The sequence below is a fragment of the Sulfitobacter sp. AS92 genome (assembly GCF_038900015.1).
GTDB lineage: Bacteria > Pseudomonadota > Alphaproteobacteria > Rhodobacterales > Rhodobacteraceae > Sulfitobacter.
The window spans coordinates 525,926-550,352 of sequence record NZ_JBBMQL010000001.1 but is presented as its reverse complement, the minus strand read 5'-3'; the positions used below and the strand labels follow the sequence as shown (position 1 = coordinate 550,352).

Here is a 24,427-nt window from a genome sequence, read left to right as displayed (position 1 = left end):
CCCGGTCAAGCAATCACAGCCCGCCCCGCGCGCGCAGCGCCTCGGCAACATGTTCGGCGTCATCGATGGCCAGCACGGTGAACGGCATCACGATCCGCCAGCCCGCCCGCCTGCGCGACCGCGCCCGCCACGCCAGCGATAGCATCTGCCCCTTGGCGGCCAGCACCGGGGTGAAACGCACCACGAGCGCCACCGCCAACTCCAAGCTACGGGTCCGGACCCCAAAGCGGCGCAACGGCGTGGCAAGCCAGCGCACCACCGCCATCATATCGCTGAGTTTCGTGGTCATGGTCACAAGGTTGGCCAGCCCTACAGCCGTGATCATCCGCAATACGATAACGAGGCCCGCCACCGCATCACGGGTCAGCACGTGCCACAACAAAATCATCGCGACAAAGGGCCAAAGCATTCGCAGCCGCCCCAACCCGGCCTTTAAAAAAACCCGCCCCGGCAGGGCATAGAGCAGCAGCATCCCCGCGCAGAACGCAGCCTGCCAGATTGGCTCTTCCACCCGGAAAAGCAGCAGCGTCGCAAGACAAAGCGCTCCCAGCTTGGCCCCTGCGGGCCAGCCATGGGCCCGAGTCTCAACCGGCGAGGTCAGAGAGATCATCGCTCGCCCCCAGTTCCTTCATCCGGGTCTCGAAATTGCGCAGCACCGGGCGCGCACTGCCCTGCTGTGCAACCTCACCGCCCTCCAACCAGAGGATATGATCGTATCCTGCCACCGCGGCGGGATCGTGGGTGATATGCACCAGCGTTAGGTCGAGCCCGGCCAAGACACGCTCAAGATGCAGCCGCGTCGGAATGTCGAGCCCGGCAAAGGGTTCGTCCAACACCAACACCCGAGGCTGCATCGCCAGAACCGCCATCAAACAAACCAATTGCCGCTGCCCTTGGGAGAGTTGATGTATCGACGCCTGCGCCCAATGCCGTTTGTTGAACTGATGAAGAATCGCGGCCACGCCGCGAGCGGCCTCTGCTTTGGACTGGCCCATCTGCAGGAGGCCAAAGGCGATTTCCTCCTCCACGGTGGGAAAGATGATCTGATGGTCGGGGTTCTGAAACAGGATCCCCACAGCGCCGATTGCGCGGCGGCGGTCATGGGCCACGTCGACCCCGTTGATCCGCACCTGCCCCGTGTCTGCCGCCACCAACCCCGACAGCACCCGCGCGAAAGAGGTCTTGCCCGAGCCGTTACGCCCCACAACTCCAATCCGCGCGGCATCGGACTGAAGGCTCACGTCGCGCAACACCGGCGTGCCGCCAGGCGTGTAGCTGATCCTGTCGATATCGATGAGCGGATGGGTCGAATTGGTCATCGGGCGCCTGTGTAAAACCGGATGCCCTGCCCTACCATCTGGTGCACGGGCGGGGAAGCCCGCTGTCGCTCCGCGCTGTGCCTCAGCGCGGCGGCGTCCAACGCCCCGGAAGATTTGGGTCACGCTGCCCGCGCGGCGCTTTGATATGGCTCAGCAGCCAATTCGGCCCGGCCATCAAACGGCTCAGCGTCGGGCTTTCGCGCACCTGCGCCTTGAGCTTTTCGATCTGCATCACATCATCGATCCGCCGATCAAGGAAAGACCACGTCGCCTGATGCCCCTCACTGGTATCACCCAGCCAATAGAGCAGCGTGGCAGAATAGACGCCCGACAGCGTGGCCCGTTTGCTGTACCAATTCACATCGTCCGAGGTATCGCCAAGCGCGGTCCAGATTTTATCGCAGGTCTCCCACAGCAGGCCCGCCCCTTCGGGGGCGTGATGCGGCAGGGCGAAAAGCGTACTGCCTCGGCGGATCGCCTCGCGGTCGCCCGCTTCAAGCCGCAGGCGCACGGCCTTGGCGATGCGGTCTCGGAAGCGCAGGTTTGCTAGATCAGCTTCGGCCAGCCCTTCCAGCATCTTTGCATCCCCGCGTCGGTGATACGCCACGGCCAGATCAACCGAACCACGCGGGCAGACCGCACGGGCCAGCGCCGGGTCCAGACCACTGTCCTTGATCGCGGCGTTGAAGGTCGCGGGGGACCAGCCATCGAACGGCACATGCATCAATGCAGCATCAAGCAATTGGTCCTTTGGGTCGGCCTTGGGCGGGGTCATGGCGGGCTCCTATCGGGGCGTGATGGGGTGGACAAAGTAGATATAGGCTGTTATAGGCCCAATTCCTGCAATTCCTTGCAACTTTATCCTAGAAAGGTGGTGACAACCACATGCAGGTTAGTGTTCGCGACAACAACGTCGATCAGGCCCTTCGGGCTCTGAAGAAAAAGCTACAGCGCGAAGGCGTTTTCCGTGAAATGAAGCTTAAGCAACATTTCGAGAAACCGTCCGAGAAAAAAGCGCGCGAGAAAGCTGAAGCGATCCGTCGTGCCCGTAAGCTGGCACGGAAAAAAGCGCAACGCGAAGGTATGATGTAAATCACGCCCGCGACACGCGACAGATATATGAGACCCCCGGTGCTTGATGGCAGCGGGGGTTTTGTTTTGTGGGGGTCTAAGAGGGGTTCGACGGCCTGACGGCCATGTTTCCCGTGCTGTGCCGAAAGTTTCTGCTCAAACTGGCAGCGCCGTCGTCTTACACACCGTCCTCAGCGCGAAACTCGACTGCATCTGCGCCACACCCGGCAGCCGCGCCAAATGCTGACGGTGGATTCGCGCGAAATCCTCAGTGTTCTCCGCCACAATCTTCAGCAGATAATCCGCCGTCCCCGCCATCAGGTGACATTCCAGCACATCGGGAATACGCGACACGGATTTCTCAAAGGCTTCCAAAACCTCTTCGGCCTGCGCCTGCAAGGTGATCTCTACAAACACCGTGGTCGGCATATTCAGCTTGCGCGGGTCCAGCAGCGCCACGTAATCGCGGATATACCCCTCCTTTTCCAACCGCTGCACACGGCGGTGGCAGGCCGAGGGCGACAAATGCACCACCTCCGACAGTTCGGCATTGGACATTCGCCCATTCCGCTGCAAAGCGCGCAGGACACGTCGATCAATCTCATCCAAGGACATTTGCGCAATACTTTCGCGTAAAGGTGTAGATAGGCGCGATTATATTCGAATAAGACGCCCCATGGCGACCCCAAATTCGCAGCGATATGCACGGCAGTTGTGATAATCCTGTCCCACTACGGAGGAGGAGTGACCCCCATGAAAATCGGATGCCCGAAAGAAATTAAGCCACAGGAATTCCGCGTCGGCCTGACGCCCAATGCCGCACAAGAAGCCGTCGCCCACGGGCATGAGGTTATCGTGCAGGCCGGTGCCGGTGTCGGCGCGGGATTTGAAGACGCGGATTACACCGCAGCAGGTGCCACCATCATCGACACGGCCGAGGAAATCTTTGCCAGCGCCGATATGATCGTCAAAGTGAAGGAACCACAGGCCAGCGAGCGCAAGATGCTGCGCGAAGGCCAGTTGCTCTTCACCTATCTGCACCTCGCACCCGACCCGGATCAAACCCACGACCTGCTGGCCTCGGGCTGCACCGCGATTGCCTATGAGACCGTGACCGACCGCAACGGCGGGCTGCCCCTGCTTGCACCGATGTCCGAAGTCGCTGGCCGTTTGGCCCCGCAGGTCGGCGCTTGGACGCTGCAAAAAGCCAACGGCGGACGCGGTGTGCTGATGGGCGGCGTGCCCGGTGTTGGCCCGGCCAAGGTCATGGTCATCGGCGGCGGCGTTGTTGGTACCCATGCGGCCCGGATCGCCGCTGGTATGGGCGCGGATGTGACCGTTCTTGACCGTTCACTCCCCCGGATGCGCTATCTCGATGACATCTACGGCGGCACCTTCAAAACCGCCTATGCCAGCGCGGGCAACACCATCGAATTGGCGCGTCAGGCCGATATGATCATCGGCGCAGTGCTGATCCCCGGCGCGGCGGCGCCCAAGCTCATCAGCCGCGCGCAACTGTCCGAACTCAAACCCGGCGCGGCGCTGGTGGACGTGGCCATCGACCAAGGCGGCTGCTTTGAAACCTCCAAGGCGACCACGCACCAAGACCCGGTCTATGACGTCGACGGCATCATGCACTATTGCGTAGCCAACATGCCGGGCGCCGTGGCGCGCACCTCGACCATCGCGCTTGGCAATGCGACCATGCCTTTCATGCTGGCGCTGGCCGACAAGGGGTGGAAACAAGCCTGCGCGGATGATCCACACCTCAAGGCCGGGCTTAACGTCCATGCGGGCAAGCTGACCTACGCTGCCGTAGGCGAAGCGCTTGGCATCGAGAGCATAACCGCGGATCAAGCCATCGCGGGCTGACCCGCCTTTGAAACCACAAAGGCCCGCCAATCTGGCGGGCCTTTTCGTAAATACGCTTGCGTTAGCGGTTTTTCAGCGCGTCGCGAATTTCCAACAACACATCCACCTGTGACGGCCCGGTTTTAACCTCGGGCGCAACGTCGTCTGGTTTTTCAGCTGCGGCCTTCACCCGGTTCACCATTTTGACAAGGATGAAGACGACAAAAGCGATGATGAAGAAATTGATCACCGCCATCAGGAACGACCCATAAGCAAAGATCGAGGCCCCTGCCTCCCGCGCCTGCTCAAGCGATGCGTCAGCGGGCACATCCCCCGACAGGACAGCATAGTTATTGGTAAAATCCACACCACCTGTAAAAAGTCCGATGATCGGGTTGATCAAATCAGCCACCATCGACGAGACGATCGCCGTAAATGCCGCGCCCACAATGATGCCTACCGCCATGTCCATGACATTGCCCTTGGCGATGAAGTCCTTAAATTCTTGAATCATAGTTCTGTCCCTATTTATGTCCTGCCGACCGTCCCGCCGCCATCGTTCGATTGTGAGGATTGGCAGAGAGGGCGGTCAATAACGTTTTGAAGGTTGTCGCCTGAATTGCCGCTCTGAACACCATTAGGCGTGAAAACAAACCCGCATCAGCGCACCATCTGGGCTGAAATCAGTCGTAAGCCGCCCGTGAAGCTGCTCGGCTGCCGTGGCCATCAACATCCGTCCCAACCCGCTGCTATCAGCCCCCGAGACAGTTCCGTTGTGACCACAGCCGTTGTCCCGGCACTCCAACAGCCAGCCGCCCGCATCGTTTTGCCTACGCAGTGAAATGCTGACCTCCCCAGCTTGGTCCCCGGGAAAGGCGTGCTTGATCGAATTAGCCACAAATTCGCTAACGATCATCCCAAGCGCCGATGCTTGCGCGGCCTGCAACTCTCCCGGCTCGGCCGCACAAGAGATGGTGACATGATCGGGCGCCCCTGCGGCGAGAAGCTTGTTCAACTGCTCAAGGTAAGAGGCGGTCTGCACCTTGCTTTGCCCCCCCTGGCCCATCAATTCATTATGCAGCGAGGCAACAGCCCCAAACCGCCGCTCCACAAGGGCAAGCACATCCTTTGCGTCAGGGTCATGCACCTTGCGCGTCGCCATTCGCAGCAGCGACGCAATGGTCTGGAACGAGTTTTTAACGCGGTGGTCCATCTCGGCACGCAGGGCGGCCTCGATGCGAATTTTCTTGCGCAGTTCCAGCTGCATCATCACATGACGCGACAGGGTTTGTAGCGCTTGACGTTGAAATTCGGTCAGGATTCGAGGCTTGGTATCCAGCACACAAAGCGTGCCAATCGATTGGCCGTTCGGCGCGACAAGGTTCGCCCCGGCATAGAATTTTACCCGCGGGTCACCGACATACAGCGGATTGTCCGCCGTTCGCGGGTCCGCGCCCATATCAGAAATCTCGGTGAAACCACCATCAAGAATGGCGTGAGAACAAACCGATTGATCTAGCGCTGTCTCTTGGGGCTCAAATCCGACGCGCGCTTTGAACCACTGGCGCTTTTCATCGACCAGGCTGATCAGAGAGACAGGCGTCTCGCAGATCTTGGACGCAAGCTCGACAATATCGTCAAAATCAGCTTCGGCTTCGGTATCAAGGACATCATAGGAGTGCAGCGTTTCAAGACGCTGGTCCTGCTCCGCGGGCGTGTCGGCTAAAATGGACCTTCTCCTTCCAAAATTGACCCGCTGCACAGCTTTGGCGCAACAGGGGGGGTCGGATATGGCCTGCCTTTCGGGGGCAGATCAAGGCTGATGAACCTCCAGCAAGTGAAGGTTTAGCCCGAAAAGCAGCGGCGTCCACTACGCTGCCGAATCGATTCGCTCACTAAGCATTGATAAATGTTAAACTTTGCCGCGACTAGCCCTGCTGCGGCGTCACTTTGGCAGCGCACCGGACAGCACATAGCGCAGAATCTCGACCACCTGAGCGGGGTCCGAGGCCACGGCCAGCGCGGCGGCATCGACCTCTTTCAACGCGTGTGCGTGATCCGCCCCGTGCAGAATGATCAACGACTTACCCAGAGCCGCGGCATAGCCCGCGTCAAAGGCCGCGTTCCACTGTTTGTACTGCTCGCCAAAGCGCACCACGACCACATCCGCCTCGGCAATCGCTTTGCGGGTGCGGATCGCGTTGATCTGTGCGCCTTTGCGGTCGTGCCAGAATTTGTCATCCTCGGCCCCAAGGATCGCCACGCCGCAATCATCGCTGGCGGCGTGGTCGGTGACCGGCGCGGTAAAAGTCACGTCGAGCCCTTCGGCCCCTGTGATGATCTGTTCGCGCCAGTCGGTGTGAATCTCACCGGAGAGATAGACTTTCATCGCTCGTCCTTTCGTTCAGCCGCGCAGCACGCCGCCCGTGGCTTTGGTCACCTTTTCGACAACCTTAGCCCCTACGGCTTCGATGTCGGCATCTTTCAGCGTCTTGTCACTCGGCTGCAAACGCACGGTGATAGCGAGGGATTTCTTGCCTTCGCCGAGGCTGCCGCCGATGAACTCGTCAAACACGCGCACGTCTTCGATCAGATTTTTGTCGGCGCCCTTGGCGGCATTCACCAGCGTCAGCACCTCAACATCCGCATCGACGACAAAGGCAAAATCACGCTCGACCGCTTGTAGGTCGCTGATCTGCAAGGCTGGACGCGTGGCACCGGATTTGCGCGGCAGCGGCACTTCGGTGGGCCAGATGGTAAAGGCCATCGCCGGGCCTTTCACGTCCATCGCGGCCAGCACGCGGGGGTGCACTTCGCCAAAGACGCCGAGCACCTTTTTCGGGCCGAGACAGATTTTGCCGTGACGGCCCGGATGCCACCACTCCGCCGCACCGCGCAGGATTTGCACTTTGGCGGGCGCACCGATGGCCGCCAGCACGGCCTCGGCATCGGCCTTGGCGTCGAACACATCAACCGCCCGCGCCGCGCCATGCACATCGCGCGGGCCAGTACGGCCTACCAGCAGGCCGCTTACCATGATCTGCTCTTCGCCCGGCTCACCGCCTGAGAAGGCAGGACCCACCTCAAACAGCGCCATGTCGGCAAAACCACGCGCCTGATTGCGGGCGGCGGCCTGCAACAGACCGGGCAGCAGATCGGGGCGCATGTGGCTCATATCCGACGAGATCGGGTTTTCGAGGCGCGTCTCATCCGTACCGCCGCCGAACAGCGCGGCTGAAGCTTGGTCGATGAAGCTGTAGGTCACACATTCATTGTAGCCGAGCGCCGCCGCCGTACGCCGTGCTGTCACCACGCGGCGCTGCATGGGCGAGAGCACGGGGCGCGGCACGCCGGTCGTCAGACGCGGCAGCGGTTTGCCTTCGAGTTTGGTGAGCGACGCAATCCGCGCGACCTCTTCCACCAGATCGGCCTCGCCCTGCACGTCAGGGCGCCAGCTTGGCACCTGCGCCATGTCACCGTCGAGCTGGAAGCCAAGCGCGGTCAGCGTCTGGCGCTGGTCACTCTCGGGGATCGTCATGCCGACCAGCGATTGCACTTTGGCCGCGTCCAGCTTGTAGGCGCGGCGGGTGTCAGGCACCTGCCCCGCAACCACAACCTCAGACGCCTCACCGCCCGCGTGATCAAGGATCATCCGCGTGGCATGTTCGATGCCATAAGGCGTCCACGCCGGGTCAATGCCGCGCTCGAAACGGTAGCGCGCATCCGAGTTGATCTTGAGCGCACGGCCCGCATAGGCGATCTGCACCGGGTCCCAATAGGCGCTTTCGACAAAGACGTTGACCGTGTCTTCGGTCACGCCCGTGGCCTCGCCACCCATGATGCCCGCGATGCTTTCCACGCCGCTATCGTCGGAGATAACCATCTGCCCCGCTTGCAGGGTGTAGGTTTTGTCATCCAACGCCGCAATCTCTTCGCCGCCCTTAGCGCGGTGCACGCGCAGGTTGCCTTTGACCTTATCGGCGTCAAAGACATGCAACGGGCGGTTGCGGTCGAAGGTAAAGAAGTTGGTTACATCCACGAGGAAAGAGATCGGACGCAGCCCAATGGCGCGCAGGCAATCTTGCAGCCACGCCGGGCTGGGGCCGTTCTTCACGCCCTTGATCACGCGACCATAGAACACCGGGCAACCGTCGAGCGTATCCGTGTCGATGCTGACGCTGATGGGCGCGGCAAAGCTGCCCTCAACCGCGTCGCAATCGCGCGGCTTCAGCTTGCCCAGACCTCGTGCAGCGAGGTCACGCGCAATGCCGCGCACGCCAAGCGCATCGGGGCGGTTGGGTGTAATGGCGATCTCGATCACCGGGTCGACCTTCGCCGGGTCATTCTCGGCCAGCCAGTCGATGAAACGGTCGCCGGGCTTGCCCGAGGGCAGTTCGATGATGCCGTCATGCTCTTCGCTCAGCTCCATCTCGCGCTCGGAGGCCATCATGCCAAAGCTCTCAACGCCGCGAATTTTGCCGACGCCGATGGTCGTGTCGATGCCCGGCACATAGACGCCCGGCTTGGCCACGACAACGGTGATGCCGGCGCGGGCATTGGGCGCGCCGCAGATGATCTGCATTACGCCTTCGTCGGTTTCCACCTGACAGACGTTCAGCCGGTCGGCATCGGGGTGTTTCTCGGCGGATTGGACATAGCCGAGGGTGAAATCGGCCAGCTTCGCCGCCGGGTTCTCGACGCCTTCGACTTCGAGGCCGAGGTCGGTGAGGGCATAGGTGATCTCATCAATCGACGCTGTGGTGTCGAGATGGTCCTTGAGCCAGGAGAGAGTGAATTTCATGCTATGCCCTCAGATTGATCCGAAGCTGTAGTATGAGTGTATCGACCTATTGTCCAGCAACACAAAACCCCGCCGAAGCGGGGTTTTGGGACGCTGACAATATTTAGGCTGCTCTGGTCTTGTCATCGACCGGTGAACAACCTGCCCAGTATTCTAGGTCTTAAGCCCGACAAGCGGGATACACGAACAATATAGTTAGCTATCATCAAACAATCAAGAAGAAGTAAAGCCTAAGCCCGCTAGAACAGCCTTACGTACGCCAGCTAGATCCTCACCTGAAACTTGCGGCGTGTGAAATTGGCGCCGGCCCACTTTGAATGCCGATAACCGCTTGAGTGAAACACTTATAACAAGGTCACATTTTGCCCAGGTCGGAATATCCTCTTCACCCCAAGGCGAGTAATTCCGCGACAACCTATAACAGTATGGCTCGCTGTGGCGAGGTGCCGTAGTACTGACTGGCACAACAGTGACCAATCCAGCACGGAAGCGAAGCTTTGGAGAAATAACGACTACGGGCCGAACTTTGGTAATCTCGGGCACCTCAAAAGCTCTAAAATCCGCGACCAAGACTTGACCAGCCCTTGGATGAAACGGAAGTGCCTTACTCACCTACTCAACCCACCATGCAAATTCGGCTGATCCAAGCTCGCGAACCCATAATGCCGCAACCACCGCAAATCAGAATCAAAGAACGCCCGCAAATCCGGAATCCCGTATTTCAGCATCGCGATCCGGTCGATCCCCATGCCAAAGGCAAAGCCCTGCCATTCGTTCGGGTCGATCCCGCCCGCCTGCAATACCTTAGGATGCACCATCCCGGAGCCCAGCACTTCCATCCAGCCGTCGCCCTCGCCAATACGCAACTGACCGTCGACCCAAGAACACTGGATGTCGACCTCAGCCGAAGGCTCGGTGAAGGGGAAGTGCGACGCGCGGAAGCGGGTCTTGATGCCGTCGATCTCGAAAAACGCGGCGAAAAACTCCTCAAGCGTCCACTTGAGGTTCGCCATAGAGATATCCTTGTCGATCGCCAGACCTTCGACCTGATGGAACATCGGCGTGTGCGTCTGGTCGTAGTCGGCGCGGTAGACACCGCCGGGGCAGATGATGCGCAGGGGCGCGCCTTCGGCCTCCATCGTGCGGATCTGCACAGGCGAGGTGTGGGTGCGCAGCACATGGGGCGCACGGTCGTCGCCCTCGGCACGGGCCATGTAAAACGTGTCCATCTCAGCCCGCGCGGGGTGGTGGCCAGGGATGTTCAGCGCGTCGAAGTTGTACCAATCGGTGTCGATACGCGGGCCTTCGGCGACGGAGAATCCCATCTCGGCGAAGATCGCGGTCAGCTCTTCGGTCACTTGGCTGACTGGGTGGATGCTTCCCTGACGCTGGTGCCGCGTCGGCAGGGTCACGTCGAGCCATTCGCTGCGCAGGCGCTCGTCCAGCGCGGCATCACCAAGCGCGGCCTTTTTGGCTGACAGCGCCGAGTTGATCTCATCCTTCAGCGCGTTGAGCGCGGGGCCAGCGACCTGCCGTTCTTCGGGGGTCATCTTGCCCAGCTCGCGCATCTTCAGCGCCACTTCGCCTTTCTTGCCCACGGCAGCCAGCCGGATGTCTTCCAATGCGGATTCGTCACCGGCATCGGCGATTTGGCTCAGGTACTTTTGCTTCAGATCGTCCATGACAGGCCCTTGGAATAATACCCCGTCCTGCTAGCCCTCCCGCCTTGCGAATGCAAGCCGTAGGGGTTGTGACGGCATGGAGGAACCACCACCTCTGCCAAGCGTTAGCCCGCATCCCCCGACGCGCCCTCGTGGCATCGGCGCGCTCAAACTCCCCCGAAAGGAGAGACTATGAAAATCCTGATGGTTCTGACATCGCATGACGAACTGGGCGACACCGGCAATAAAACCGGCTTCTGGCTCGAAGAATTCGCTGCGCCCTACTACGTCTTCAAAGACGCGGGCGCCGACGTGACCCTCGCCTCGCCCAAAGGCGGCCAGCCGCCGCTTGATCCCAACAGCGACAGCGACGACGCGCAGACCGACGCGACCCGCCGCTTCAAAGACGACGACGCGGCGCAGAAAGCCCTCGGCTCGACCAAAGTGCTGGGCGATGTGGATGCGGACGGTTTTGACGCGATCTTCTACCCCGGCGGCCACGGCCCGCTGTGGGATCTGGCCAATGACGCCGACAGCAAGCGCTTGATTGAAACCTTCTGGGCCTCTGATCGCCCTGTCGGTGCAGTCTGCCACGCGCCTGCCGTGTTCAAAGACACCGAACATGACGGCAAGCCGCTGGTTTCTGGCAAGCGCGTCACCGGCTTTACCAACACCGAGGAAGAGGGCGTTGGCCTGACCGATGTGGTGCCTTTCTTGGTCGAAGACATGCTGAAGAAGAACGGCGGCGAGTATAGCAAAGGCGATGATTGGGCGTCTTACGTGCTGGTCGACGGCAAGCTGGTGACCGGCCAGAACCCCGCATCTTCCGAAGAAGCGGCGAAAGAAATGCTGGCACTGTTGAAGTAACGGTTTGGTAAGCGATGGATGAGGGGGCGCAGCATTGCGCCCCCTTTTCTTTGTGGGAACCGCCAAAGGCCGTGCCGTGTTTTCTTTCTGGAAGGAGCCCCCGACATGGCAGACTATGACCCCACCACCGGCGCACCTTGGAGCGCGGACGACTTAGACCAGCTACGCATTCTTGCAGCTGAGGGCACTTCGGCCAGCGTGATCGGCGTACAGCTGGGCCGAACGGAAAAGGCGATCTCACACCAAGCGTCGCTTGAAGGCATCAGCCTGACATCTGTCAGCCAAAACCCCTATGACCCCGACACGCTAGACCGATAGCAATTCGCGCCCGTTCTTCTTGTGCTTTTCGACCAGCCGCTTTTGCATGTTTCCTGAAGGGATTGGCTGGGCAGACGGGCCGAAATCGCCGCTGACAATTTGATCAGGAAATAGTCGGGCAAACTCTTCACGCTGCGCATGACCCATTGTCTTTGCAGTGTCAGCGTTGAGCAGGAAACTCTCGGTTGGTGCGCCTTCTGCATAGATGATTTGATGCTCTTTAAAGATCAGATGAAAGTACTCGACCCGTTCGACCTCATCCTCGACAGTGATCCCCGGCAGTTCGGTAAGTCGGATGGCGGCGACCAGTACCGTCATCGCGCCGCACATGCGTTTCACGATGCCGGACCGCGCCACCATGCGGTGCTGGCGGGACACGATAAGGTCGCGCTTGGGCAGCCCCGCACCCAATGCGCCCGCAGTGATACGGATCGGGTAAAGCTTGGGATTTTTGGCAAGCTCGGGCGCATCCACACAACGCCGCAGCGCGGTGATCAGCTCTTGATAGCCGCAGCCTTGGGTCAAAACGCGCATGCCCGGTGACAATGCCTCAACCGGCAAATCGCCCCTGTCAGTGGTGATCAACGTGCCCCGCGTGAAACAAGCTACGCCCGTCGAAACAAGGTCGCCATCCTTGCTCATCGTATCAATATCGGAGTTCCATGTCAGATCTCCCAGCAACCCACCTTTCGGCAGGTCTGAGAAATCAACGGTCATCGTAGTAAAGAGATCGCCCGCAGGGGGGCTTCCCGCCAGATTGACGATACCGGAATAGGTCACCTCAAGGTCACCGGCTAAATCCTGAGACCCCTCACCCAGCCGGAAAGGAAATCCATCAAGCGAACCGGGGGTTGAGCCGCCGTTTGGATCGTCATCCGGCTCACGGGTTGTATCAAAAACAGAGCTCGCGGGCTGGAGGTCAATCTCCATGGTGGCCAGCGGCTTGGTCGTTTCCAGATGGTGCCAATCAAAGCCAAAGGACAGTTTCGAATGCTCGCCAACCGCCGCGCCGTTAGTATACGCGTCCGTCGCGTGCCACGTAAGCGTTTCGGTGGTTCCATCCGCATAGGTTAGCGTAATCCGCGCACCTTCCAGATCGACGCCGCGCGAACTGGTATCGTCGCGGATGCCGTGGACCGTCTCATGCGGATCCTCATCTAACCTATTAATCACAATTGCGGGCATAAACGTCCCCACCTTTTTATAAATAACCTGCCAACCAGCAACATGAATTATTGCGTCACCTGCGCAGATTCTTTGCACAGTGGCTAGTCGTTGAGGCACATTGTCTTACGGCTGAGGAAATGGCATGGCCGCGGCAAGGATTCATTGAGGCAAGATTAAGTCCGACCTTCTGCGCAGCATTCAGCCCGGCACGCAAAAAGCCCCACCAAAGAGGCGGGGCTTTCGCTTGGTATTGAGGCAAATTTACTTCGTAAAGTGGTCTTTTAAGAAGCCAGAGACCTGCTCAATCGCTGCTTCGGGCGCGGGGGTGCCCGCAATGGGATTGAGCATGGCAAAGTCGTGGATCGAGAAATCATAGCGCGTGCCCTCGGTCTCTACGCCAGCTTTGACCAGCTTGGCTGCGAAAGCCTCCCCTTCGTCACGCAACACGTCGTTGGCGCCCGTAATCACAAGCGAAGGTGGCAGATTGGCCAGCGCTTCGGTGTCATAGTTTAGAGGAGAGATCATCGGATCCATCGGGTCTGCGTCTTCGGGTAGATAGGCGTTCCAGAACCATTCCATGGAGGCTTTGGTCAACCACGGGCCGTCAGCGAATTCTTCGTATGAGCCGCTGGTCAGATCAGCGGTGGTCACCGGGTAGATCATCGCAAGCGCATCAAGATCTGGGCCGCCCTGCTCTTTGGCCATCTGCGCGACGACTGCGACCATCTGGCCACCGACAGAATCGCCCGCCAATGCGAGTTGGTTGGCATCAATACCGAAATCAGCGGCATTCTCGGCCACATGTTTCAGCACCGCGAAATCTTGCTCAATCTGCACGGGGTGCTTCTGCTCGGGCGCCGGGGCGTAGTCGACAAAGACATAAGCCGCGCCTGTCTGGTTCGCCAGCTCACGGATCATACGTTCATGAGTTGTGAAATTGCCCAAGATCCAGCCGCCACCGTGGAAGTAGAGCACGCCTGGCATCGTCTCATCACCAGCATTGGCAGGTTTTACCACAACCACATCCGTCTGGCCGGTAGGGCCAATCTCCAGTGTCATTTTCTCGACCGAGGCTTCGGGCATGTCGACATCTGCTTTTGTCTGCGTGTCGATCAACACCTGCCGCGCGTCTTCCGGCGATAGCTCATTGATGGGGGTCGACCCCTTAAGGCTGTCGATAAACTCCTGCGTCTGCGCCTGTAGCACGACCTTGTCTTTCTCGGCATGCGCTTCGGCAAAGGCGGTCGCGGGAACCAGCGCGCCAATCGCGGCACCGGTTAGCAGTTGGCGTAGGGAAAGTGTCATTGAATGTCATCCTTCGTGAATGTGTCCTGCTGACACAACAGATGGCCCCGTGGGGCGGTTCAATGACATCTTCTTGAGAAGCCGCCTTTGGGTCTTCTAGCCGTGCCCCAAACGCAAAAAGCCCCGCCGTAGGGCGGGGCTTTCTAAATTTCAATACAAAGTCAGCTTAGGCTGCCAGTGCGTCCTGTGCCTGCTTGACGATCGCGCCAAAGGCTTCGGGCTCATGCACGGCCAGATCTGCCAGAACCTTACGGTCCACTTCGATACCCGCCAGCGACAGGCCATTGATGAAGCGGCTGTATGTCAGCGCCTCGTCGTGGCTGCGCACGGCGGCGTTGATCCGCTGGATCCACAGCGCGCGGAAGTTGCGCTTGCGATTCTTACGGTCACGCGTTGCATATTGGTTGGCCTTGTCGACCGCCTGCGTGGCGACCTTGAAGACGTTTTTGCGCCGACCATAATAGCCTTTTGCGGCTTTGATGATCTTTTTGTGACGCGCGTGGGTGACTGTACCACCTTTTACTCGGGACATCTCGGTACTCCTATATCAGCGGGCGTAGGGCATGAAGCCCTTGATGATCTTTGCATCGGGCTCGGACAGTGTTGTCGTGCCGCGTGCGTTACGGATGAACTTGTTGGTCCGTTTGATCATGCCGTGCTGTTTGCCAGCTTGGCTGCCGATGACCTTACCAGTCGCCGAGACCTTAAAGCGCTTTTTGGCGCTCGATTTTGTCTTCATCTTGGGCATTTCCGTCTCCGTCTTTTGAGTTCGGTATAAACACGACTCGGCATGCCACTTTCGGCCGGTCGTGCAGGCTAAGATGCGCCGTATAGGCGCGCTTGGTTAAGGATGCAAGAGGTTTTGAGCGGCGCAGCGAGCAGCCCTAAGGCAGTAGGTCCGCCACAACCGAGACAAAGACATCCGGCAGGTTCTCAAAGGAATAGCGCCCCGGATTTTTCTGCAATGCGTAAACGATCAGGCCTCCGGCAATCAGGACCGTGATCGCCGAGACGCGCGGCGACCGACGATCGGTCACCGCAGAGAGTATTGAGGGAATCGACAACACCGCCAGAACGATGCCCACGACCATAATCAAATCAGAGTTCACGCACGCCCTCCCCTCGCTGGGGAAAGGCTACTCTGGATCAGAGGCGTAAATCAAACGTTCGTCGCAAGGGGCCACGCGCAGGATGTTGGTGCTGCCCGGCACGTTGAAGGGCACACCTGCGGTCACCACGATATGATCCTCCGGCCCGGCGTACCCCTCTGACAAGGCAGCGCGCGCGGCGCTGATGACAGCCAGCTTAAACCGATCATGCCCATCGGTGATGATGCAATTCGTCCCCCAGCTTAACGCCAGACGACGTGCAGTGTTCACCAAAGGCGACAATGCGATGATTGGCACACGGGGCCGCTCGCGTGCAGTCAGCAATGCTGTGGTCCCCGATTGAGTGAAACAGCAGATCGCCTTGATGTCCGTCGTCTCCGCAATCTCACGCGCAGCGGCAACGATCCCATCGGCCACGGTGGTCCGAACGGCAGTACGCGAGGATTCGATGATCTGCGTATAAGTCGGATCGGCCTCAACCTCTTGGGCGACATTGTCCATCGTAGCCACGGCTTCCAATGGGTAGTCCCCGGCGGCCGACTCGGCGCTCAGCATCACAGCATCTGCGCCTTCATAGATCGCGGTGGCCACGTCCGACACTTCGGCGCGGGTCGGCATCGGGCTTTCGATCATCGATTCGAGCATCTGCGTGGCCACGATCACCGGCTTGGCCGCCGCGCGGCATTTGCGCACCAGACGCTTCTGGATTGGTGGCACGTTCTGCACCGGAAGCTCCACGCCCAGATCGCCGCGCGCCACCATAATGCCATCGCTGACCTCAAGGATGGCCTCAAAACGCTCTACCGCCGATGGCTTTTCGATCTTCGACAGGATTGCGGCCCGGCCTTTAACCAGATCACGCGCTTCGGTCACATCTTCGGGCCGCTGCACAAAACTAAGGGCAAGCCAGTCGACACCCAATTCGCAAACAAATTCCAGATCTGCCCGGTCTTTCTCCGACAGGGCTGCCAAGGGCAGCAGCACGTCGGGCACGTTCACACCTTTGCGGTTCGAGATCACACCGCCTGTCACCACCTCGCAATCAGCGAAATCAGGGCCACAGTCGCGTACCTTCAGACGGATTTTACCGTCATTAACCAGCAGGCTCGCGCCCGGCTCTAGCGCCGCGAAAATTTCGGGATGCGGCAGGCAAACACGGTTCACATCTCCCGGCGCCTCATCAAGATCCAGCCGGAAGGCGGCGCCCTCTTCCAACGTTGGCCCGTCTCCTTGGAACACGCCCACGCGCAGCTTTGGCCCCTGAAGGTCAGCCAAAATGCCAATCGCGCCGCCGGTCTCTTTTTCAATTTCGCGGATGATACGGTGTTTTTCGCGGATCTCGTCATGGCTGCCGTGGCTCATGTTCAACCGGAAGACATCTGCACCTGCTTTGTGCAATGCGCCGATCATCTCGCGTGTCTCAGAGGCCGGCCCAAGCGTGGCTACGATCTTTACATTGCGCAAACGTCTCATATCTGTTCCTTCGTGTCCTGTGTCGCCCCATGGGGAATGTTAACGGTAACATCGACTTGTTGATGGCCTACCGCCCCTATGTGTGCCTGTCAAAGGTTTCATCAGAATGACGGCCTATCGCTCTGCCGTCCAGCCATATGAAAAGGAAGCTGCCATGCCCAGCCAACAAGAGATCGAACTGCAAGCCGCCGCTTTTCGCCGCTTGCAAAAGCACCTGATGGAAGACCGGACGGATGTTCAGAACATCGACATGATGAATCTCACCGGATTTTGCCGCAACTGCCTGTCGCGCTGGTACCAAGAAGCCGCCAATGAGCGCGGCATCGACATGGGCAAGGAAGAGGCCCGCGAGTTGTTCTACGGGATGACTATGGATGATTGGAAAGCCAACTATCAAACCGAAGCAAAGGACAGCCAGAAAGAGGCGTTCAAAACAGCCTTCGAGGAGAATGTCGGCAAGAGCTGAACCGCAGCTTAAGCCGAAACAATGCACTGCTAAACGGGCACATTGACCACCACTGCGCAACAATCGTCAGCTGCGCAGGCAATGTGAAACGACCAATCGGGCGCGCATCCGTGGCTTTTCAAGGACCGCCCCTGCGCGCGCCCGTTACTTGATCAATATCGCTGGGGGTCGATTTCCTCGTCCCGAAAGCTTCGCTCAGAACTGATAGAGCACAAGCCAATCCGCCTTAAGCGCGGGCCGCTCCGCGCCCTCAATCTCAACTGTCGCGGCAAAGCGCGTCATCAGATCGCCGCGCCCTCGCGTATGCGCTTCCGCCAGCGTGAATCGCCCCCGGATCCGCTTACCAGAATGCACCGGCGCGACAAAACGCACGCTGTCGAACCCGTAATTGATCGAAGCCTTCGCCCCCGCCATCACCGGCAGCGCGCCATAAGCCATGCCCGACATCATCGACAGGGTCAGCATCCCATGCGCCACGGTACCGCCGAAATCGGTTTCTGCCGCGCGGACGGGATCAACATGGATAAATTGGTGATCTTCGGTCACATCGGCAAAAGCGTCGATCCGCGCCTGATCCATCATAAACCACGGCGAGACGCCCAATTCACGGCCCACGGCGGCTTCCATCTCTGCCCGGTCAATTTCGTAACGCATCACTGCCTCCTGCCCCGCGCCACCCTATCCACGATCCCCCGCCCGGCGAAAGCCCTTGCGTCCGGCGGGCCAACTTACATGCTGGGAGCAACCAAAGCGGAGACATCATGAACACCCCCATCCTCGCCCTTATCATCGTTGCCGTCGCAGGGGCCGCCGTGGCTTTGCAGACGCCGATCAACGCCGCTTTGGGCCGCAACATCGGCAGCGGTGTGGCTGCGGCGGCGGTATCCTTTGGCGTGGGTTTTGCGATCCTGCTGGCAGTGTTGCTGCTCCGGGGCGAGCTGGGGGCTTTGCCCCGTGCGTTTTCTGCGCCGCCGGTGTTGCTGCTGGGTGGGGTGCTCGGGGCATTCTACGTCTGGTCGGTGCTCTGGGCGATCCCGACGCTGGGGGCGCTGACGGTGATCTCGGCCCTGATCCTCGGCCAACTCAGCGCGGCACTGGTGATCGATGCGACCGGGCTTTTGGGCCTGACGGTGCAGGCCATCACCCCCACCCGCATCGCCGCCGCCGCGCTGGTGGCGGCGGGGCTGGTTTTATCGCGGTTCTGAGCGTCAGATCGCGGTTTTACGCATCTCTTCGAGATAGATTTCGCGCAGACGCGGAGCGAGCTTGCCGGGCGTGCCGCTGCCGATCTTGGCTCCGTCAATCTCAACTACAGGCGTCACGAAGGCGCTGGCCGAGGTCACAAACGCCTCATCCGCCTGCTGCGCCTCTTCGATGGTAAAGTTACGCTCTTCCACCTGCATCTGTGCCTCACGGGCCAGTTCCAGCACCGCCTTGCGGGTGATGCCGTGCAGGATATCACTGGAGGTCTCGCGCGTGACGATCTTGCCGTCTTTGACGATATAAGCGTTGTTCGACGTGCCCTCGGTCACGAAACCGTCCTCGACCATCCAAGCGTCTTCGACACCCGCCTTTTTGGCCATCATCTTGCCCATCGACGGGTAGAGAAGCTGCACCGTTTTAATATCACGACGGCCCCAGCGGATGTCTTCAATGCTGATCACGCGGATGCCGTCACGCGCGGCTGGATTGTCGGCCAGACCCGGTTTTGACTGGGTGAACAGCACCAGCGACGGCGCGGTGGTTTCGGGATCAGGGAAGGCGAAATCGCGGTCGCCGTCAGAGCCGCGCGTGACCTGAAGATAGATCAGCCCGTCTTTGATGTCGTTCAGGCGCACCAATTCGCGGTGAATTTCCAACAGCTCTTCAGTGGTGGCAGGCGCGCGCATGTCGAGCTCGTTCATCGAGCGGGCAAGACGTTCGGCATGGCCGTCGAAAGCGATCAGCTTGCCATCCAGCACGCTCGTCACCTCATAGACCCCATCGGCCATCAGAAACCCCCGATCAAAGATCGAGACCTTGGCCTGATCCTCGGGCAGGTATTCGCCGTTTACATAGACAGTTCGCATGGTCACCCCCAAAGCGCGGCAGCAGGGGGATGCACGCCCGCGCCGTCAAATTTCAATGCATTCTCGCGGTCTTCGGCCAGAAGCAGCGGGCCGTCAAGGTCCACCACCTTTGCGCCTTGGGCTACCAGCGTCGCCGGAGCCATCGCCAGCGACGATCCGACCATACAGCCGACCATGACGTCGAACCCTTCGGCAAGTGCTGCATCGCGCAGCGCCAGCGCTTCGGTCAGGCCACCGGTCTTGTCGAGCTTGATGTTCACTACATCGTATTTGCCCTTAAGGCTCGGCAGGCTGGCACGGTCATGGCAGCTCTCATCCGCGCAGACGGGCACGGGCCGGTCCATGCCCAACAGCGCGTCGTCTTCGCCTGCGGGCAAAGGCTGTTCCACCAGCGCCACACCAAGACGCACCAGATGCGGCGCAAGGTCGGCGTAGACTTCTGCCGACCAGCCCTCATTCGCATCGATGATGATCGTGGCATCGGGCGCACCGGCGCGGACGGCTTCGAGCCGGGGCATGTCATCAGGCGTGCCGAGCTTGATCTTGAGCAGGGGCCGATGGCTGTGTTTCGCCGCCTGCGCGCGCATCGCCTCGGGCGCGTCCAGTGACAGGGTATAGGCCGTGACTTCCGGCCCCGGCGCGGTCAACCCGGCGAGCTCCCACACGCGTTTGCCTGCGCGTTTGGCTTCCAGATCCCACAGCGCACAGTCCACTGCATTACGGGCAGCACCCGCAGGCAGAAGATCATAAAGCGCTTGCCGTGTGATATAGCCGGGCAGGCCGGTGATCTCTGCGGTGACGGATTCGAGGGTTTCGTCATAGCGGGCGTAGGGCACGCATTCGCCCCAGCCGGTGACGCCGCCATCGGTGATGCGGACGGTTAGCACTTTAGCCTCGGTCCGCGAGCCCCGACTGATGGTAAAGACCTGCGCCAGTTTGAATGTATCTGCGGTAACGTCGATCTGCATGGTCACAGCGCCGCCAGTGCATCGGCCAGCCGCGCAGCCCCCTGGCGGAACGGATCAACGGCGGGCAGGCCAAAACGCTCTTCGACTTCGGCCAGATAGGCATCCGCCTCGGCCTCGGACATGTGGTAAGTGTTGACTGAAATGCCGACGACCTTGCAGGCGGGGTTGGCCACATGCGCCAGTGTCAGCGCCACATCACGCACGGCTTCCATGCTGGGCAGGCTGTATTCCGGCAGGCCGCGCATATGGGTCCGTGTCGGCTCATGGCAGAGGATCAGCGCATCAGGCTGGCCGCCGTGGATCAGGGCCATGGTCACCCCAGAGTAAGAGACGTGGAACAGGCTGCCCTGCCCTTCGATGATGTCCCAATGGTCGTCATCATTGTCAGGCGTGAGATATTCCACCGCACCCGCCATGAAATCGGCAATTACCGCATCCAACGGCACACCTTCACCGGTGATCAGAATGCCGGTCTGGCCGGTGGCGCGGAAGGTGCTCTTCATCCCCTTTTCGCGCATCGCCTCGTCCAGCGCCAAGGCCGTGTACATCTTGCCGACCGAGCAATCGGTGCCCACGGCCAAGACCCGCTTGCCACTGCGTTTTTTGCCGTCGGCGATCGGATACTCGACGCTGGGCACGCGCACATCATGCAGCGTGGTGCCATTGGCTACGGCAGCTGAGACCAGATCGGCTTCGTTGCGCAGCAGATTGTGCAGGCCGGACGCGATGTCGAAACCCATGTTCAACGCCTCGATCAGCACCTCTTTCCATGCAGCGCTGATTTTGCCGCCCCGGTTGGCGACGCCAATGACCAACGTCTCTGCCCCGGCCTCACGCGCCTCGGCCAAGGTCATGTCTTGTAGTCCGAGATCAGCTTTGCAGCCGTCCATACGGAACTGACCCACGGCATTGTCGGGGCGCCAATCTTTGATGCCTTGGGCAACTTTGGCGGACAGGGCATCAGGCGCGTCGCCTAAAAACAGCAGATAAGGGGTTTTGATCATGACAAGCCTCCGGCATTAATTTGTCCGCATATTGCGCGCGAGGATACGCAAGTGCGTGGCGTTGTCGACGTGATAGCGCAACTTTGCGCTGCAATTCCGGCAAATTACCGTTCACCGCGCAAAAATCGTGCGTCACGCTTTACCGGCTGCAAAACGGCTGAAATGCTGCAAGTGCGAAATCCCCTTGCGATTGGCGGCGCAATTTCATACCAGAATGGCGAACCCTAATGAAACATTATTACCCATAGGTGCCCCATGAGCTTTCGCATTCAGCCTGCCGCCCCTGCCCGTCCGAACCGCTGCCAATTGTTTGGCCCCGGTTCCCGCCCGGCGATCTTTGAGAAAATGGCAGCCTCAGATGCGGATGTGATTAACCTTGACCTCGAGGACAGCGTCGCACCGTCGGACAAAGACAGCGCCCGGGAAAATATCATCAAGGCGATCTCGGACATCGACTGGGGCAACAAGACCCTTTCGGTGCGGATCAATGGGCTGGATACCCCCTATTGGTATCGCGATGTGGTTGATCTGTTGGAACAGGCGGGGCCGCGTCTCGATCAGATCATGATCCCTAAAGTTGGCTGCGCGGCGGATGTCTATGCTGTTGACGCGCTCGCGACCGCTGTGGAGACCGCCATGGGCCGCGAGAAGAAAATTAGCTTTGAGGTGATCATCGAATCCGCCGCTGGGATTGCTCATGTAGAAGAGATCGCCGCGTCCTCGCCGCGCTTGCAGGCGATGTCGTTGGGGGCCGCCGATTTCGCGGCGTCGATGGGCATGCAGACCACCGGCATCGGTGGCACGCAAGAGAACTATTATATGCAGCGCGGCGATCAAAAACATTGGTCTGACCCGTGGCACTGGGCGCAGGCCGCGATTGTCGCTGCCTGCCGCACCCATGGCGTTCTGCCCGTCGACGGCCCATTTGGCGATTTCTCGGATGACGAAGGTTTCCGGGCGCAGGCGCGGCGTTCGGCGACTTTGGGCATGGTGGGAAAATGGGCGATCCACCCCAAACAGATCGCATTGAGCAACGAGGTGTTCACACCCTCGGAAGAAGCCGTGGCCGAAGCGCGCGAGATTCTGGCTGCGATGGAAGAAGCCAAGGCGAAGGGCGAAGGGGCCACGGTTTATAAGGGGCGTCTGGTGGACATTGCCAGCATCAAGCAGGCCGAGGTTGTGGTGCGGCAGTCGGAGATGATCGCCGGGAGCTGAGCGACTGAGGCAGGCCGCCGGGGGCGCTGCCCCCGGACCCCCGCGGGTATTTGGAAAAGGATGAAGAGGTAAGGGCGTGGGCTTGCCTGCCTTTCAAACCCGCGTTGCAAACCGGCGCGTTGCGCTCCATATAACAGGGCAACAAGCCGGAGCATGCAATGACCCAATATCTGGATTTCGAAAAACCGCTGGCCGAGATTGAAGGCAAGGCGGAAGAGCTGCGGGCGCTGGCCCGGTCCAACGAAGAGATGGACATCACCGACGAGGCCCGCGCGCTGGATAAAAAAGCGGCGGGGATGCTTGAAGACCTTTATGGTTCGCTGACACCTTGGCGCAAATGCCAAGTTGCACGCCACCCTGAGCGGCCTCATTGCAGAGATTACATCGAAGCGCTGTTTACCGAGTTCACGCCGTTGGCCGGGGATCGCAACTTTGCCGATGATCTGGCGGTGATGGGTGGGTTGGCGCGTTTTAATGACAAGCCGGTCATGGTCATCGGCCATGAGAAGGGCAATGACACCAAGAGCCGGATCGAGCGTAATTTCGGCATGGCCCGACCTGAGGGTTATCGCAAAGCGGTGCGTTTGATGGAATTGGCAGATAAGTTTAACCTACCCGTAGTCACCATTGTCGACACGCCGGGCGCTTATCCTGGCAAAGGTGCTGAAGAACGCGGTCAATCTGAGGCGATTGCCCGCTCGACCGAGAAATGCCTGCAGATCGGTGTGCCGTTGATCAGTGTGATCGTCGGCGAAGGCGGCTCCGGCGGGGCGGTGGCTTTTGCCACAGCGAACCGCGTCGCGATGCTGGAGCATTCGGTTTATTCGGTGATCACGCCCGAAGGCTGTGCGTCGATCCTGTGGAAAGACAGCGAGAAGATGCGCGAAGCTGCCGAACAGATGCGTTTGACGGCGGATGAGCTTAAGACATTGGGTGTGATTGACCGGATCATTCCAGAGCCCATGGGCGGCGCGCATCGTCATGCCGAAGAGTCGATCAAGGCGGTGGGCAAGTCGATCGAAGCCATGCTCAAGGAACTCGACGGCAAGGACGGCAAGACCTTGATCAAAGACCGCCGGACCAAGTTCCTTGAGATGGGGCGCAAAGGGCTGGCGGCCTAAGCCAGCCGCCGCCGAAAACGCGGATCAGGCGTGATTTGATCGAAACCGGCGGCGCGGTAGAACCCCTGCGCGCGCCGGTTTTTTGTATCTGTGGCTACTGTCATATAGCTGCAGCCCCGCGCCTTCGCGTGCTCCAGCGCGGCTTCCACCAGTGCTTTGCCGATGCCGCGCCCGCGCGCGGTGTCGCAGACAAAGAGATGGTGCAGGTCCATCCCCCTTGCGCCGAATTGCAACTGCATCTGGGGGCAGAGCGCGGCATAGCCACGCAGCCCGGTCGCGCCTTCGGCCACCAAGAGGGTCAGCCAAGGTGTGGGGTCAAGGCAGTCACGTTCCAGCGCTGCCAGCGTGAGTGTTGCGGTGTCACCGTGGTAGGCCGCCAGCGCGTGGGCCAGATCAAGCACCATTGGCAAGTCGGATTTTCGGGCGGGGCGAATAGGGGGCATGTCGTCTCTTTCTGTGATCGCCACAGGGAGACAAGCAAAGCCGCGCTGTGGCGGCTTGTGGATATGGGTATAGGTGCCGCGCCGATTAAGAGCGGGGATAATAGACTATTGTGAGGCAGGTCGTTTCCATGAAGCCTAGGTGCCTCCGTGCCGCGCGGCTGTCAAGCGCCGCATATGTGAGCCGGTGTGATTTGCAAGC

The 24,427-nt window shown here is 60.0% G+C and carries 28 protein-coding genes; 8 read left to right on the top strand and 20 right to left on the bottom strand.

The genetic code is table 11. From position 1 onward, the window contains the following. Nucleotides 1-13: 13 nt before the first annotated feature. The 3 genes from WNY61_RS02685 to WNY61_RS02675 all read right to left on the bottom strand — a co-directional run bounded on the left by WNY61_RS02685 (nucleotide 14) and on the right by WNY61_RS02675 (nucleotide 2,094). Complete coding sequence (locus WNY61_RS02685) at nucleotides 14-610, bottom strand: energy-coupling factor transporter transmembrane protein EcfT (RefSeq protein WP_342849901.1); 597 nt, start codon at nucleotides 608-610, stop codon at nucleotides 14-16. Continuing rightward, a complete protein-coding gene (locus WNY61_RS02680) occupies nucleotides 585-1,319 on the bottom strand; it encodes an ABC transporter ATP-binding protein (protein ID WP_342849900.1) in 735 nt (244 codons plus the stop codon). Before WNY61_RS02680 ends, WNY61_RS02685 begins: the two co-directional genes overlap by 26 nt. 82 nt (nucleotides 1,320-1,401) lie before the next feature. Continuing rightward, entirely contained in the window at nucleotides 1,402-2,094 is a 693-nt protein-coding gene (locus WNY61_RS02675) for a COQ9 family protein (RefSeq protein WP_007118111.1), read from the bottom strand. Nucleotides 2,095-2,204: 110 nt separating this feature from the next. Between WNY61_RS02675 and rpsU the strand changes: the two genes are divergently transcribed. Next, on the top strand, nucleotides 2,205-2,411 hold the full coding sequence (gene rpsU, locus WNY61_RS02670; RefSeq protein ID WP_007118112.1) for a 30S ribosomal protein S21: 207 nt from the start codon (nucleotides 2,205-2,207) through the stop codon (nucleotides 2,409-2,411). 135 nt (nucleotides 2,412-2,546) lie between these two features. Here rpsU and WNY61_RS02665 read toward each other — a convergent pair whose 3' ends face one another. Further along, nucleotides 2,547-3,005 carry an Lrp/AsnC family transcriptional regulator gene (locus WNY61_RS02665; protein ID WP_007118113.1) on the bottom strand — a complete coding sequence of 153 codons (459 nt, stop codon included), beginning with the start codon at nucleotides 3,003-3,005 and terminating at the stop codon, nucleotides 2,547-2,549. Nucleotides 3,006-3,143: 138 nt separating this feature from the next. On the opposite strand from WNY61_RS02665, the gene ald reads away from it, so the two are divergent. Then, complete coding sequence (gene ald / locus WNY61_RS02660) at nucleotides 3,144-4,262, top strand: alanine dehydrogenase (RefSeq protein ID WP_342849899.1); 1,119 nt, start codon at nucleotides 3,144-3,146, stop codon at nucleotides 4,260-4,262. Between the two features lie 61 nt (nucleotides 4,263-4,323). Here the strand turns inward: ald and mscL are convergent, their stop codons facing one another. The 5 genes from mscL to pheS form a co-directional block, all read right to left on the bottom strand. Beyond that, the gene (mscL, locus tag WNY61_RS02655) at nucleotides 4,324-4,755 is read right to left on the bottom strand and encodes a large conductance mechanosensitive channel protein MscL (RefSeq protein ID WP_342849898.1); all 432 of its coding nucleotides are present in this window, start codon (nucleotides 4,753-4,755) and stop codon (nucleotides 4,324-4,326) included. A gap of 123 nt (nucleotides 4,756-4,878) precedes the next feature. Continuing rightward, nucleotides 4,879-6,003, bottom strand: coding sequence for a histidine kinase dimerization/phosphoacceptor domain -containing protein (locus tag WNY61_RS02650; RefSeq protein ID WP_342849897.1), 1,125 nt, complete (start codon nucleotides 6,001-6,003; stop codon nucleotides 4,879-4,881). 183 nt (nucleotides 6,004-6,186) lie between these two features. Beyond that, entirely contained in the window at nucleotides 6,187-6,630 is a 444-nt protein-coding gene (locus tag WNY61_RS02645; protein WP_342849896.1) for a YtoQ family protein, read from the bottom strand. A gap of 15 nt (nucleotides 6,631-6,645) precedes the next feature. Beyond that, nucleotides 6,646-9,042 carry a phenylalanine--tRNA ligase subunit beta gene (gene pheT / locus WNY61_RS02640; protein ID WP_342849895.1) on the bottom strand — a complete coding sequence of 799 codons (2,397 nt, stop codon included), beginning with the start codon at nucleotides 9,040-9,042 and terminating at the stop codon, nucleotides 6,646-6,648. Between the two features lie 608 nt (nucleotides 9,043-9,650). Next, complete coding sequence (gene pheS, locus WNY61_RS02635; protein WP_120351945.1) at nucleotides 9,651-10,724, bottom strand: phenylalanine--tRNA ligase subunit alpha; 1,074 nt, start codon at nucleotides 10,722-10,724, stop codon at nucleotides 9,651-9,653. A 171-nt stretch (nucleotides 10,725-10,895) separates the two neighbouring features. On the opposite strand from pheS, the gene WNY61_RS02630 reads away from it, so the two are divergent. After that, nucleotides 10,896-11,570, top strand: coding sequence for a type 1 glutamine amidotransferase domain-containing protein (locus tag WNY61_RS02630; protein ID WP_342849894.1), 675 nt, complete (start codon nucleotides 10,896-10,898; stop codon nucleotides 11,568-11,570). Nucleotides 11,571-11,675: 105 nt separating this feature from the next. Continuing rightward, nucleotides 11,676-11,888: a hypothetical protein gene (locus WNY61_RS02625; RefSeq protein ID WP_342849893.1), complete on the top strand. Its 213-nt coding sequence runs from the start codon at nucleotides 11,676-11,678 to the stop codon at nucleotides 11,886-11,888. Here WNY61_RS02625 and WNY61_RS02620 read toward each other — a convergent pair. The 6 genes from WNY61_RS02620 to pyk all read right to left on the bottom strand — a co-directional run bounded on the left by WNY61_RS02620 (nucleotide 11,877) and on the right by pyk (nucleotide 16,942). Then, complete coding sequence (locus WNY61_RS02620) at nucleotides 11,877-13,073, bottom strand: Hint domain-containing protein (RefSeq protein WP_342849892.1); 1,197 nt, start codon at nucleotides 13,071-13,073, stop codon at nucleotides 11,877-11,879. The two genes, WNY61_RS02625 and WNY61_RS02620, sit on opposite strands and share 12 nt — an antisense overlap. A gap of 243 nt (nucleotides 13,074-13,316) precedes the next feature. Further along, a complete protein-coding gene (locus tag WNY61_RS02615) occupies nucleotides 13,317-14,360 on the bottom strand; it encodes an alpha/beta hydrolase (protein WP_342849891.1) in 1,044 nt (347 codons plus the stop codon). Between the two features lie 166 nt (nucleotides 14,361-14,526). Next, on the bottom strand, nucleotides 14,527-14,892 hold the full coding sequence (gene rplT, locus WNY61_RS02610) for a 50S ribosomal protein L20 (RefSeq protein ID WP_007118124.1): 366 nt from the start codon (nucleotides 14,890-14,892) through the stop codon (nucleotides 14,527-14,529). Between the two features lie 15 nt (nucleotides 14,893-14,907). Continuing rightward, nucleotides 14,908-15,108 carry a 50S ribosomal protein L35 gene (rpmI, locus tag WNY61_RS02605; RefSeq protein WP_007118125.1) on the bottom strand — a complete coding sequence of 67 codons (201 nt, stop codon included), beginning with the start codon at nucleotides 15,106-15,108 and terminating at the stop codon, nucleotides 14,908-14,910. Nucleotides 15,109-15,244: 136 nt separating this feature from the next. Beyond that, a complete protein-coding gene (locus tag WNY61_RS02600) occupies nucleotides 15,245-15,469 on the bottom strand; it encodes a hypothetical protein (RefSeq protein ID WP_342849890.1) in 225 nt (74 codons plus the stop codon). Between the two features lie 27 nt (nucleotides 15,470-15,496). Beyond that, nucleotides 15,497-16,942 carry a pyruvate kinase gene (gene pyk / locus WNY61_RS02595; protein ID WP_342849889.1) on the bottom strand — a complete coding sequence of 482 codons (1,446 nt, stop codon included), beginning with the start codon at nucleotides 16,940-16,942 and terminating at the stop codon, nucleotides 15,497-15,499. Between the two features lie 154 nt (nucleotides 16,943-17,096). Between pyk and WNY61_RS02590 the strand changes: the two genes are divergently transcribed. Continuing rightward, nucleotides 17,097-17,408 (top strand): DUF1244 domain-containing protein, encoded by a 312-nt coding sequence (locus WNY61_RS02590; RefSeq protein ID WP_342849887.1) that lies wholly within the window; start codon nucleotides 17,097-17,099, stop codon nucleotides 17,406-17,408. A gap of 195 nt (nucleotides 17,409-17,603) precedes the next feature. Here WNY61_RS02590 and WNY61_RS02585 read toward each other — a convergent pair whose 3' ends face one another. Then, entirely contained in the window at nucleotides 17,604-18,062 is a 459-nt protein-coding gene (locus WNY61_RS02585; RefSeq protein WP_342849886.1) for a MaoC family dehydratase, read from the bottom strand. A gap of 107 nt (nucleotides 18,063-18,169) precedes the next feature. Here WNY61_RS02585 and WNY61_RS02580 point away from each other — a divergent pair, with 107 nt between their 5' ends. Next, nucleotides 18,170-18,613: a DMT family transporter gene (locus tag WNY61_RS02580; protein ID WP_342849885.1), complete on the top strand. Its 444-nt coding sequence runs from the start codon at nucleotides 18,170-18,172 to the stop codon at nucleotides 18,611-18,613. 3 nt (nucleotides 18,614-18,616) lie between these two features. Here the strand turns inward: WNY61_RS02580 and WNY61_RS02575 are convergent, their stop codons facing one another. From WNY61_RS02575 to dgcN, 3 genes are read right to left on the bottom strand one after another with little or no spacing between them, the layout of a single operon-like run. Further along, entirely contained in the window at nucleotides 18,617-19,477 is an 861-nt protein-coding gene (locus WNY61_RS02575) for a D-amino-acid transaminase (protein ID WP_342849884.1), read from the bottom strand. Between the two features lie 2 nt (nucleotides 19,478-19,479). Next, on the bottom strand, nucleotides 19,480-20,445 hold the full coding sequence (dgcA, locus tag WNY61_RS02570) for an N-acetyl-D-Glu racemase DgcA (protein ID WP_342849882.1): 966 nt from the start codon (nucleotides 20,443-20,445) through the stop codon (nucleotides 19,480-19,482). Nucleotides 20,446-20,447: 2 nt separating this feature from the next. Further along, nucleotides 20,448-21,449 (bottom strand): N-acetyltransferase DgcN, encoded by a 1,002-nt coding sequence (dgcN, locus tag WNY61_RS02565; protein ID WP_342849881.1) that lies wholly within the window; start codon nucleotides 21,447-21,449, stop codon nucleotides 20,448-20,450. 255 nt (nucleotides 21,450-21,704) lie between these two features. Between dgcN and WNY61_RS02560 the strand changes: the two genes are divergently transcribed. Together WNY61_RS02560 and WNY61_RS02555 are read left to right on the top strand one after the other, a co-directional pair. Next, nucleotides 21,705-22,664: an L-malyl-CoA/beta-methylmalyl-CoA lyase gene (locus WNY61_RS02560; protein WP_342849880.1), complete on the top strand. Its 960-nt coding sequence runs from the start codon at nucleotides 21,705-21,707 to the stop codon at nucleotides 22,662-22,664. Between the two features lie 158 nt (nucleotides 22,665-22,822). Beyond that, a complete protein-coding gene (locus WNY61_RS02555) occupies nucleotides 22,823-23,785 on the top strand; it encodes an acetyl-CoA carboxylase carboxyltransferase subunit alpha (RefSeq protein WP_342849879.1) in 963 nt (320 codons plus the stop codon). On the opposite strand, the gene WNY61_RS02550 is transcribed toward WNY61_RS02555, so the two are convergent. Beyond that, the gene (locus WNY61_RS02550; protein WP_342849878.1) at nucleotides 23,782-24,228 is read right to left on the bottom strand and encodes a GNAT family N-acetyltransferase; all 447 of its coding nucleotides are present in this window, start codon (nucleotides 24,226-24,228) and stop codon (nucleotides 23,782-23,784) included. The genes WNY61_RS02555 and WNY61_RS02550 overlap by 4 nt on opposite strands. Nucleotides 24,229-24,427: the final 199 nt, after the last annotated feature.

What these genes read in the sequence shown, in the direction of transcription:
- WNY61_RS02685 (WP_342849901.1), bottom strand. Translation starts at nt 610, where the DNA reads ATGATCTCTCTGACCTCGCCGGTTGAGACTCGGGCCCATGGCTGGCCC.
- WNY61_RS02680 (WP_342849900.1), bottom strand. Translation starts at nt 1,319, where the DNA reads ATGACCAATTCGACCCATCCGCTCATCGATATCGACAGGATCAGCTAC.
- WNY61_RS02675 (WP_007118111.1), bottom strand. Translation starts at nt 2,094, where the DNA reads ATGACCCCGCCCAAGGCCGACCCAAAGGACCAATTGCTTGATGCTGCA.
- rpsU (WP_007118112.1), top strand. Translation starts at nt 2,205, where the DNA reads ATGCAGGTTAGTGTTCGCGACAACAACGTCGATCAGGCCCTTCGGGCT.
- WNY61_RS02665 (WP_007118113.1), bottom strand. Translation starts at nt 3,005, where the DNA reads ATGTCCTTGGATGAGATTGATCGACGTGTCCTGCGCGCTTTGCAGCGG.
- ald (WP_342849899.1), top strand. Translation starts at nt 3,144, where the DNA reads ATGAAAATCGGATGCCCGAAAGAAATTAAGCCACAGGAATTCCGCGTC.
- mscL (WP_342849898.1), bottom strand. Translation starts at nt 4,755, where the DNA reads ATGATTCAAGAATTTAAGGACTTCATCGCCAAGGGCAATGTCATGGAC.
- WNY61_RS02645 (WP_342849896.1), bottom strand. Translation starts at nt 6,630, where the DNA reads ATGAAAGTCTATCTCTCCGGTGAGATTCACACCGACTGGCGCGAACAG.
- pheT (WP_342849895.1), bottom strand. Translation starts at nt 9,042, where the DNA reads ATGAAATTCACTCTCTCCTGGCTCAAGGACCATCTCGACACCACAGCG.
- pheS (WP_120351945.1), bottom strand. Translation starts at nt 10,724, where the DNA reads ATGGACGATCTGAAGCAAAAGTACCTGAGCCAAATCGCCGATGCCGGT.
- WNY61_RS02630 (WP_342849894.1), top strand. Translation starts at nt 10,896, where the DNA reads ATGAAAATCCTGATGGTTCTGACATCGCATGACGAACTGGGCGACACC.
- WNY61_RS02625 (WP_342849893.1), top strand. Translation starts at nt 11,676, where the DNA reads ATGGCAGACTATGACCCCACCACCGGCGCACCTTGGAGCGCGGACGAC.
- WNY61_RS02620 (WP_342849892.1), bottom strand. Translation starts at nt 13,073, where the DNA reads ATGCCCGCAATTGTGATTAATAGGTTAGATGAGGATCCGCATGAGACG.
- WNY61_RS02615 (WP_342849891.1), bottom strand. Translation starts at nt 14,360, where the DNA reads ATGACACTTTCCCTACGCCAACTGCTAACCGGTGCCGCGATTGGCGCG.
- rplT (WP_007118124.1), bottom strand. Translation starts at nt 14,892, where the DNA reads ATGTCCCGAGTAAAAGGTGGTACAGTCACCCACGCGCGTCACAAAAAG.
- rpmI (WP_007118125.1), bottom strand. Translation starts at nt 15,108, where the DNA reads ATGCCCAAGATGAAGACAAAATCGAGCGCCAAAAAGCGCTTTAAGGTC.
- pyk (WP_342849889.1), bottom strand. Translation starts at nt 16,942, where the DNA reads ATGAGACGTTTGCGCAATGTAAAGATCGTAGCCACGCTTGGGCCGGCC.
- WNY61_RS02590 (WP_342849887.1), top strand. Translation starts at nt 17,097, where the DNA reads ATGCCCAGCCAACAAGAGATCGAACTGCAAGCCGCCGCTTTTCGCCGC.
- WNY61_RS02585 (WP_342849886.1), bottom strand. Translation starts at nt 18,062, where the DNA reads ATGCGTTACGAAATTGACCGGGCAGAGATGGAAGCCGCCGTGGGCCGT.
- WNY61_RS02580 (WP_342849885.1), top strand. Translation starts at nt 18,170, where the DNA reads ATGAACACCCCCATCCTCGCCCTTATCATCGTTGCCGTCGCAGGGGCC.
- WNY61_RS02575 (WP_342849884.1), bottom strand. Translation starts at nt 19,477, where the DNA reads ATGCGAACTGTCTATGTAAACGGCGAATACCTGCCCGAGGATCAGGCC.
- dgcA (WP_342849882.1), bottom strand. Translation starts at nt 20,445, where the DNA reads ATGCAGATCGACGTTACCGCAGATACATTCAAACTGGCGCAGGTCTTT.
- dgcN (WP_342849881.1), bottom strand. Translation starts at nt 21,449, where the DNA reads ATGATCAAAACCCCTTATCTGCTGTTTTTAGGCGACGCGCCTGATGCC.
- WNY61_RS02560 (WP_342849880.1), top strand. Translation starts at nt 21,705, where the DNA reads ATGAGCTTTCGCATTCAGCCTGCCGCCCCTGCCCGTCCGAACCGCTGC.
- WNY61_RS02555 (WP_342849879.1), top strand. Translation starts at nt 22,823, where the DNA reads ATGACCCAATATCTGGATTTCGAAAAACCGCTGGCCGAGATTGAAGGC.
- WNY61_RS02550 (WP_342849878.1), bottom strand. Translation starts at nt 24,228, where the DNA reads ATGCCCCCTATTCGCCCCGCCCGAAAATCCGACTTGCCAATGGTGCTT.